We start from the raw sequence: 246 nt of genomic DNA on the forward strand, positions 1-246 counted from the left end.
GGTGCTCAACGGCCTGAAAGAAGGCAGCCCGGAACATTCAGGTTTGCACGCGATCCTTGGGTGTGCGGGGGCTGCCGCAAGCAGCCAAAGCTGCTCGGCCGGCGCCCTGGGTGGTTCCGCCAGCAGCGTACTGGCGGGCCTGTTCAACGAGACTAGCCCGAACGAAACCAACGAAGAGCGCGAAGCAAAACGCAACATCATCGCCTCGGTAGTGACCGGCATCGCCGCAATGAACAACCCGAACGG

At 62.6% G+C, this 246-nt stretch carries 1 protein-coding gene; it reads left to right on the forward strand.

Annotation, left to right across the window (positions count from 1 at the left end):
* The coding region (locus tag SB725_RS33175) for a hypothetical protein (RefSeq protein WP_410923696.1) at positions 1-246 on the forward strand (246 nt) is incomplete at both ends.

The organism is Pseudomonas sp. SIMBA_041 (assembly GCF_046535095.1).
Taxonomy (GTDB): Bacteria; Pseudomonadota; Gammaproteobacteria; order Pseudomonadales; family Pseudomonadaceae; genus Aquipseudomonas; species Aquipseudomonas mucoides.